This is a genomic window from Myceligenerans indicum (assembly GCF_016742955.1).
Lineage (GTDB): Bacteria > Actinomycetota > Actinomycetes > Actinomycetales > Cellulomonadaceae > Myceligenerans > Myceligenerans indicum.
This window is the reverse complement of the sequence record NZ_JABBYC010000082.1, coordinates 1-8,694: the sequence shown is the minus strand read 5'-3', so window position 1 is coordinate 8,694 and position 8,694 is coordinate 1. Positions and strand designations below refer to the sequence as shown.

Annotated in this window: 4 protein-coding genes; all 4 read left to right on the top strand. The window is 73.2% G+C overall.

Annotation, left to right across the window (positions count from 1 at the left end; translation table 11 throughout):
* Positions 1–91: 91 nt before the first annotated feature.
* Genes HGK34_RS21315 through HGK34_RS21300 form a run of 4 tightly spaced genes read left to right on the top strand, consistent with a single transcriptional unit; the run spans position 92 to position 8,625 of the window.
* Positions 92–1,042: a family 43 glycosylhydrolase gene (locus HGK34_RS21315; RefSeq protein WP_201851265.1), complete on the top strand. Its 951-nt coding sequence runs from the start codon at positions 92–94 to the stop codon at positions 1,040–1,042.
* Entirely contained in the window at positions 1,039–3,294 is a 2,256-nt protein-coding gene (locus HGK34_RS21310) for a glycoside hydrolase family 36 protein (protein WP_201851263.1), read from the top strand. Before HGK34_RS21315 ends, HGK34_RS21310 begins: the two co-directional genes overlap by 4 nt.
* Positions 3,291–5,000 carry a glycoside hydrolase family 43 protein gene (locus HGK34_RS21305; protein WP_201851261.1) on the top strand — a complete coding sequence of 570 codons (1,710 nt, stop codon included), beginning with the start codon at positions 3,291–3,293 and terminating at the stop codon, positions 4,998–5,000. The genes HGK34_RS21310 and HGK34_RS21305 overlap by 4 nt, the downstream gene beginning before the upstream one ends.
* A gap of 52 nt (positions 5,001–5,052) precedes the next feature.
* Positions 5,053–8,625 carry a discoidin domain-containing protein gene (locus HGK34_RS21300; protein ID WP_201851259.1) on the top strand — a complete coding sequence of 1,191 codons (3,573 nt, stop codon included), beginning with the start codon at positions 5,053–5,055 and terminating at the stop codon, positions 8,623–8,625.
* Positions 8,626–8,694 lie beyond the last annotated feature (69 nt).

Sequence of the window (8,694 nt, the reverse complement as noted above, 5' to 3'; positions counted from 1 at the left end):
CCTTATCGTCGGCAGCGTCAGATGTGTATAAGAGACAGCTCTTGGCCCCGCCGTCGGCCCGCTCCACCGTCCTGCGGAGGTTCCCTTGACCGTGCCAACGCGCGCCCCGCGCGGCACCATCGCTCCCGGCCTGCTGTTCACCGATCAGCACGGCGACGTCGCGCAGCTCCACGGCGTCGGGATCCGGCGGTACGACGGCGTCTTCTACGCCTGGGGTGAGGACAAGACCCACGGCGGCGCGTTCGGCGGGGTGGCCTGCTACTCGTCGCCGGACCTCGCGACCTGGACGTTCCTCGGCCACGCGCTCGCGGTCGACGGGGCCGTCCCCGACCTCGCCCCGGGCCGGGTGATCGAACGTCCGAAGGTGCTGCGCAGCGCGGCCGGGACCTACGTCATGCTGCTGCACGTCGAGTCCGCGGACTACGGCTACGCGCGGGTCGGCTGGGCGATCTCGGACCGTCCCGAGGGCCCCTACACGTACCTGCACTCGGAGCGCCCGCTCGGCAACATCAGCCGCGACATCGGCGTCTTCATGGACGACGACGGCACCGGCTACCTCCTCAGCGAGGACCGCGAGCACGGGCTCCATGTCTACCGGCTCGCGCCCGACCTGCTGTCCGTCGAGGAGATCGTCTCCACGACGCTCACCCCGCCCAGCGACCACCCGGCGGGCCCGCACGGCTACGAGTCGCCCACCATGGTCAAGCACGACGGCCTCTACTACCTGTTCGGGTCCGACCTGACCGGCTGGTCCACCAACGACAACAAGTACGCCACCGCCCCCTCGCCGGCCGGCCCCTGGAGCGAGTGGCGCGACTTCGCGCCGCCCGGCTCGGCGACCTACGACTCGCAGGTGTCCGTCGTCGTGCCCGTGGCCGGCAGCGAGACCACCAGCCACGTCTACGCCGGCGACCGGTGGTCCAGGGACGACCTGTACCACTCGGCGCCGGTCTGGCTGCCGATGCGGATCCAGGACGGCCGGGCCGAGCTGGAGTGGCGTGACACGTGGACCATCGACCCCGCCACCGGAGTGATCTCATGACCGTCACACTGCCGGGACTGCCCGGCGACGACGAGCAGTACCTCGAGTGGGGCAACGACGTCGTCCGGCTCGCCCTCGCCCACGGACCTCGTACGGTGCCGCGGCTCGTCGCCCTGTGGCACACCGGCGAACCGCACCCCGACCTGGCCGGGCTGCGGCGCTCCGCGCTGCCGGTCCTGGAGGTCGCCGTCCTGGGCGAGGGCCGCTCGGGTACCTCCGGCAAGCGGCACGTCGACGGCGCGGCCGCCCAGCGGCTGCGCCTCACCGGGCACCGTGAGCACCGCGACGAGCAGACCTCCCGCCTGGAGCTCGACGTCGCCGAGGGCGAGACCGGGCTGCGCGCCACCATCACGTACGAGGTGGCCGACGGCGTCCCCGCCGTGCGGTCCCGGGCCCGCATCACCGCGGACCGTCCTGCCGTCCTCGACCACGCCACGACCGGCGTGCTCGGCGGGCTCGGGCACGGGGCGTTCTGGGAGGACGAGCTGGCCGTGTGGGAGGCCGCCAACCCCTGGAGCGGCGAGTTCCGCTGGCGACGCCGGACCCTCGCCGAGCGCGGCCTGTTCGACGTCGGCATGGTCCGGTACGACCAGGTCGGCTCCAAGAACCGGGTGACCCTCACCTCCACGGGTGCCTGGTCCACCTCCGAGCACCTGGCCCAGGGGATCGTCGAGGACACCCGCACCGGGCGCATGGTCGCCTGGACGGCCGAGACCAACGGTGCCTGGCACGCCGAGCTCGGCGACCGGTACGGCGACGTCTACCTCCTGGTCACCGGCCCCACGGCCGCGGAGCACCAGTGGGCCGGCCGCGTCGGTCCGGGCGCCGTGGTCGACACCGTCCCCGTGAGCCTCGCCGTCGTGGACGGCCACCCCGGCGGGACGGAGGCAACGCTCGGGGCGCTCGCCTCCGCGCTGACGGCGTACCGCCGGCACCTGCGCCGCACGCACCCGGACCACGACGCCCTGCCGGTGGTCTACAACGACTTCCTCAACGCCCTGATGTCCGATCCGACGACGGAGCGTGCCCTGCCCCTCATCGAGGCGGCGGCGGACCTGGGCGCGGAGTACTACGTGATCGACGCGGGCTGGTACGACGACGAGTTCGGCGGCTGGTGGGACTCGGTCGGTGCCTGGGAGCCGTCGACCAACCGGTTCCCCGGCGGGGGGCTCACGGCCGTGATCGACCGCATCCGGGAGCTGGGCATGAAGCCGGGCCTGTGGCTTGAACCCGAGGTCATCGGGGTGCGGAGCCCCATGGCGGACCGGCTGTCCCCGGAGGCGTTCTTCCGGCGCGACGGGCATCGGGTCGCCGAGTGGGGCCGGTACCAGCTCGACCTGCGGCATCCCGCCGCACGGGCCCACCTCGACACGGTCGTGGACCGCCTCGTGGGGGAGTTCGGCCTGGCGTACCTCAAGTTCGACTACAACGTGGACATCGGGCCGGGCACGGACGCGGGGGGTTCGGAGCCGGCCGGCAACGGCCTGCTGGGGCACGGCCGCGCCATGCTCGACTGGGTCGCCGCGGTGATGGACCGGCACCCGGGCCTGGTGGTCGAGGGCTGCGCGGCGGGTGGGTCGCGTACGGACCCGGCCAGCGGTGCCGTGTTCCCCATCCAGTCCCTGACCGACCAGCAGGACTTCTGGCTGGTGCCGCCGGTGGCGGCTGCCGCGCCCCTGACCATCCCGCCGGAGCAGGCGGGCGTGTGGGCCTCCGTGGACAGGACGATGACGGCCGAGGAGATCGCGTTCTCCCTGGTGACAGCCCTGCTGTCGCGGGTGCACCTGGCGGGGCGGATCGACACCCTCGACGCGGGACAGCGCGAGGTCGTCCGGGAGGCGCTGGCGGTGCACCGCTCCCTGCGGCAGGCGACCGCGCGGTCCGTCCCGGTCTGGCCACTCGGGCTGCCCGACTGGCGGGACCCGTGGGTCGTGCTCGGCGCCCGCGACGGCCAGGACCTGTACCTGGCGGTGTGGCGCCGCGCCGACGCCGGCCGCAGCGGGGTGGCGCGTGACGGCACGGGCCGGCACGCGGCCGGCCACGGCACAGCCGGCGCCGACGGCGACAGTGTGCGGCTCCGCCTGCCGGGCCTCGTCGCCACGGGCGATGCCGAGGTGCTGTTCCCGGCATGGGGCGAGGCGTCCGCCGTCGTCGTCGACGGGGGAGAGGCCCTGGAGGTCAAGCTCCCCGGTCCGACGTCGGCCCGCCTGTTCCGGCTGCGAGTGACCGACGAACGTGGAGGTGTGGCATGAGGGTGGAGAACCCGGTGTTGCGGGGCTTCGCGCCGGACCCGACGGCCATCCGGGTGGGGGACCGGTACTACCTGGCGACCAGTTCGTTCGAGTGGTTCCCGACCATCCCGCTGTACCGGTCGAGCGACCTCGGCCGGTGGGAGTACGCGGGCTCCGTGGAGACCGCGGTACCCGGCCGGTCCCTGCTCGGCGTGCCGGACTCCGCCGGTATCTGGGCACCGGCCCTCAGCCACGACGGCGAAGTGTTCTGGGTCGTGTACTCGATCGTGCGGTCCATCGGCCGCCGGTTCTTCGACCTGGAGACCTACGTGTGCACGGCACGGGACGTGTCCGGACCGTGGTCCGAGCCCGTGCGGGTGCCCGGACACGGTTTCGACCCCTCCGTGCTGCACCACGACGGGCGGCACTACCTCCTCAACCTCCAGAACGACTCCCGGGTGGGCGGGCGCCGGTTCGACGGCATCGTCCTGACCGAGCTCACGGCCGACCGCGCCGGCGACGGCACGGTGCGTGCCCTGGCCGCCACGGGGTCGACGCACCTGCTGCTGCAGCGGGACGAACTGGTCGAGGGTCCCAAGATCACGGTCGAGAACGGCTGGTTCTACCTGCTGCTCGCTCAGGGCGGCACGGGCGTCGAGCACGGTGTGCTGACCGCGCGCAGCAGGTCGCTCACAGGACCCTACGAGGTGGACGACGTCCCGATGCTGACCACGCGGGACGATCCGTCCGTGCCGTTGCAGAAGGCGGGGCACGGGGAGCTGGTGCAGGCCCCGGACGGGCGATGGTTCCTGGTCCACCTGGCCTCCAGGCCCCTGCGGACGCCGTCCGGGCCGCGCAACCCGCTGGGGCGGGAGACCGCTGTCCAGCCCGTGGTGTGGACGGACGGCTGGCCGCGGTTGGCCCACGGTGGATGGCACCCGGCCGTCACGGTTGACCTGCCGGACCCGGGTGCCGCGGTGGATCCGAGCCCACCGGTGGATCCGAGCGCCGCGGCAGGCGTGGCCGCCTCGGACGCCGGGGCATCGTCCGGGGACCTGAGCCCCCGGGCTGCGGGACACCCGGCGGGCGACGTGTCCCGTCGCGGGCTCCACCACGCGCCCGGCTGGCCGTGGTCCACGCTGCGCGAACCGGCCGGGGACTGGATCCAGCCCCTGGGGGACGGCCGGGTCCGGCTGCGCGGCCGGATGGGTGCCGAGTCCCTGTGGCAGCAGTCCCTGCTCGCCCAGCGGCTGACCGAGCACCGCACCCGGGCCGAGGTCACCGTCGCGGCGGAGCCCGTCACGTTCACCCAGTCGGCCGGGCTCGTGCTCTGGTACGGCACCCGCTCCTACTACCAGCTGCACCTCACCTGGACCGAGCCCGACGGCGAACCCCAGGCGGGCCAGCAGTGGCACGGCCACGGGCGACGGGTGCTGCAACTGGAGCACGGGCATCCGGACGGTGCGCGCGTCCTGGCGGTCGTGCCCGCCCCCGCCGGGCCGGTGCGCCTGAGCGTGAGCACCGACGGCGCCGCCGGGACGTTCGCGGCAGGCCCGGCCGGCGGGCCGTTCGAGCAGGTCGGCCCGCAGGTCGACGTGTCCGAGCTGTCCGACGACTTCGGTGACGAGCTGCGGTTCACGGGCTCGTTCGCCGGGATCAGCGCCGTCGACCTGGTCGAGGGCACCTTCACCGCCGAGTTCTCCGACTGGGTGCACCGGTCGGAGTGAGGCACCACCGGCGCCGCCGAGAGCCGGCGGCGCCGCCTGAAAGGGGAGATCGATGAGGATCACCACACGACGCGACCGGCCGCGAGGCCGGTGGCGCAGCACGGCGGCCGCGGTCGGTGCGGCCGTCCTGTGCGGCACGCTGCTCACGTCGCCCGGCGCGGCCGCCGAGGAGACGGCCGCCGCACCGCCGCAGATCGTCCGTTCCACGAGCGACGCGGGATTCCTGCATCCCGGCGTCGGCCTGACGGCCGACAACCTGGAGAACGCCCGTACGCAGGTGCTCGCGGGCGTGGAGCCGTGGGCGAGCTACTACGCCGCGATGACCGAGACCCGCTACGCCTCGCGCACCTACACCGCCCAGAACGCCGGCGCGTCCGACGACGAGCCGCGCACCGACGCGTACGACTCGGCGGGGATGCGCTCGCGCGCGCTAAACGACGGCGTCGGCGCGCTGACCCAGGCGCTGGAATACGTCATCACCGGTGACGAGGTGTACCTGGCCAACGCCCTGCACGTCATCCGCACCTGGTCCAGCATGGACCCGGACAAGTACGAGTACTTCGCCGACGCGCACATCCACACCGGTGAGCCGCTGTACAAGCTGCTCGCCGCCGCCGAGATCATCCGGTCCACCAGCCCGGCGAGCGACACCCTCGACGGCTACGACCTGCGCTGGACCGACCGCGACCAGCAGCGCATCGAGGACAACCTGATCCACCCGGTGCTGGACACGTTCCTGTTCTCCCAGAACCGGCTGTGGAACCAGCACACGTACGGCGTCGTGGGCATGATCGCCGCGGCCATCTTCCTGGACGACGCCGACCTGTACGCCGAGCGCGTGGAGTGGTACACGGTCAACTCCACCTACACCAGCGAGCACACGATCAACGGCGGCGACGTCAACGGCGCGCTCGCCTCGCTCTTCCGCGTCATCGATGCCGACGACCCGCTCAACACCTACGGCCGTGACTTCGTCGAGCACGTGGAGATGGGCCGCGACCAGGCGCACGCCGCGGGCGACGTCGACATCCTGACCACCATCGCCCGGATCGTGAACAACCAGGGCACGCGCCTCGACCCGGTGGCAGGGACCGTCTCGACCGCGGCCGACGCCGTCACGCCGTACGAGTTCCTCGACAACCGGACCCTCGCGGGCGGCGAGGTCTTCGACGCGTTCATGATGGGCGAGGACGTGCCCTTCATCGACACCTCCGGCGGGTCCGGAAAACTCTCCCAGGCCTACCGGGGCCGGCTGATCGACCCCGCGAACGAGCTGTACTACCAGTACAAGTACGTCGCCGGCGTCGACGTCGAGACCGAGGCGCCGCATGTCGCCGAGGCGTACGCGCACCGTGACGGCCCCATCTACCACAACGGCACCGGCGTCGCGAACTTCTGGAACCTGCGCGGCTCCGACTTCAACGCCGCCGAGTACTGGGTGGCCTTCCCGCCGCAGCTCGCCGAGGAGAACATCACCGTCCCGTCGCCCGCGGACACGCCCGAGCTCGACGTCGCACGGCTCGGCCACACCGTCGGCGGCGGAGCGCAGGCGGGCACCGACGACGACGGCACCGGGTACGTCCGTCTCGACGCCGCGGCCGGCGACGGCTACGTCGCGGTCCGCCGCGCCGTGTGGCCGGGCCGCGACGGGACGGCGCTCGTCGGCTTCCGCGTCCGTACCGACGCCACCGCGACGCTCCAGGTCGGGCCCACGAGCGACGCCGGGGCACCCGCCACCGTCCAGCTCCCCGACACCGGGGGCGAGTGGCGGTACGTCACGCTCGACATCGACCAGGCCACCTACCCCGTCTCCCCGGTCGGCTCGAACATCGTGTTCCTGCGCGCCGCCGGTGACAACGCCGCCGTGGACGTGGCGGGAGTGCTCGCCCGGGCCAACGGCACGCTGGCACCCGCGGTGTTCGACGACGGCCCGTCCCTCTCCGTCGTGACCGTCGCCGGCGAACCGTTCGTCCGCCCGCTGCCCACGTCAGGCGGCGAACCCGTCACGCTGACGCTCCAGGACGCGCCGTCGTCGGCGAGCCTGACCAGCGACGGGAAGCTCACCTGGACGCCCGGCGCCGACGACGTCGGCACCCACCGCCTCGTCGTCGTCGCGTCGCACGAGCAGACCGACACCGCCCTGCCGGTCGAGATCACCGTGGCCGCCGACCGCGACGCGGCGATCGCCGTGAGCCTCGACGGGCTCCAGGACCCGGCGACGTACACCGCGACCAGCTGGCTCGACGTCGCCACCGCCCGCGACGCCGCCCAGGCCGGCATCGGGGACGCCGACCCGGCCGGGTTCGCCGCCCTGCTCGACGACCTCCGGATCGCCGTGGACGGCCTCGCGCTGCTCGACCCGCGCCTGCCCGACGGCACGCTGGACTTCTCCGGGATCGTCACCGCCCCGCTCTCCACCCCGACCCTCGTGGCCCTGACCGACGGGGACAACCAGACCACGTGGGGTGACCAGCGGGTCCCGAGCATCGTCCTGGACCTCGGCATCGGCTACCGCGTGCGGGCCGACGCGTTCGGCTTCCTCGCCCGCGACACCTTCCCCAACCGCGCCGAGGGCACCAACGTCTACGGCTCCGACGACGGCGAGACCTGGACCCTGCTCACCGAGCACCCCAACGCCGGCGACGACGTCGACATCGAGCGGGTGCCGGTGCGCGAGGACGTCCGGGACACCCCGTTCCGCTACCTCAAGCTCCAGGTGGACGAACCGGGCGTGCCGACCGACCCGGCCTACCCCGGCATCTGGACCCTCGCCGACTTCCGGATCGACGGCGAGCGCACCGAGGTGGACCTGGACACCGTCCTGGAACTGGCCGGCGCCGTGGACCTCACCCCGTACTCGCGTGCCTCCCGCATCCTGTTCACCCGGGAGGTCCACGACGTGCGCGTCGCCGCACACCGCCACTCGGCGGACCGCCGGGCGCTCGCGGCCCGCCTGCTGCGCGCCTGGGACCTGCTGGAGCCCGCACCCGTCGGCACCGCGGAGCTCCAGCCGGGCTGGGTCACCGCCAGCACCCGGTCCTGGGACGGGAGCAAGGACGCCGCCGGCAACGGCTGGGCCATGTTCGACGGCGACCCGGCCACCTACACGGACACCACCCAGCACTCCGGCTGGGTGACCGTGATCCCCGACGACGGCAGCACCCTCACCGTCGCCACGGTGCGGTTCCTGCCCCGGTCCGGGTACGCGTCCCGCGCCAACGGCGTCGAGTTCCAGGGGTCCGGCGACGGCGGCCAGACCTGGGAGACCCTCGCCACCGTCGACGGCGTGTCGGACGTGACCTGGCAGGAGATCGTCCTCGACCAGCCGGTCACCGTCGGCGCGCTGCGGGTCCTGGCGCCGTCGGGCAACACGAACCTCGCCGAGGTCGAGCTCGTCCGGCAGATCGTGGACACCACCGCCGTCCGGCTCTACCTCGACGAGACCGACGGGCTCGACGAGGACGACTGGACGCACGGGACCTGGGCGAAGCTGGCCGCCGCCCGCGAGGCCGGCGCCGCCGTCGTCGCCCAGGGCGCGGACCCGACCCAGGAGGAGGCGGACGAAGCGGCCGAGGCGCTCGCGGAGGCCGTCGACTGCCTGCGTCCCACCCGCGGACGCGACTGACACCGCCCCGAGCCCCTGTCTCTTATACACATCTCCGAGCCCACGAGACGGAGCTACATCTCGTATGCC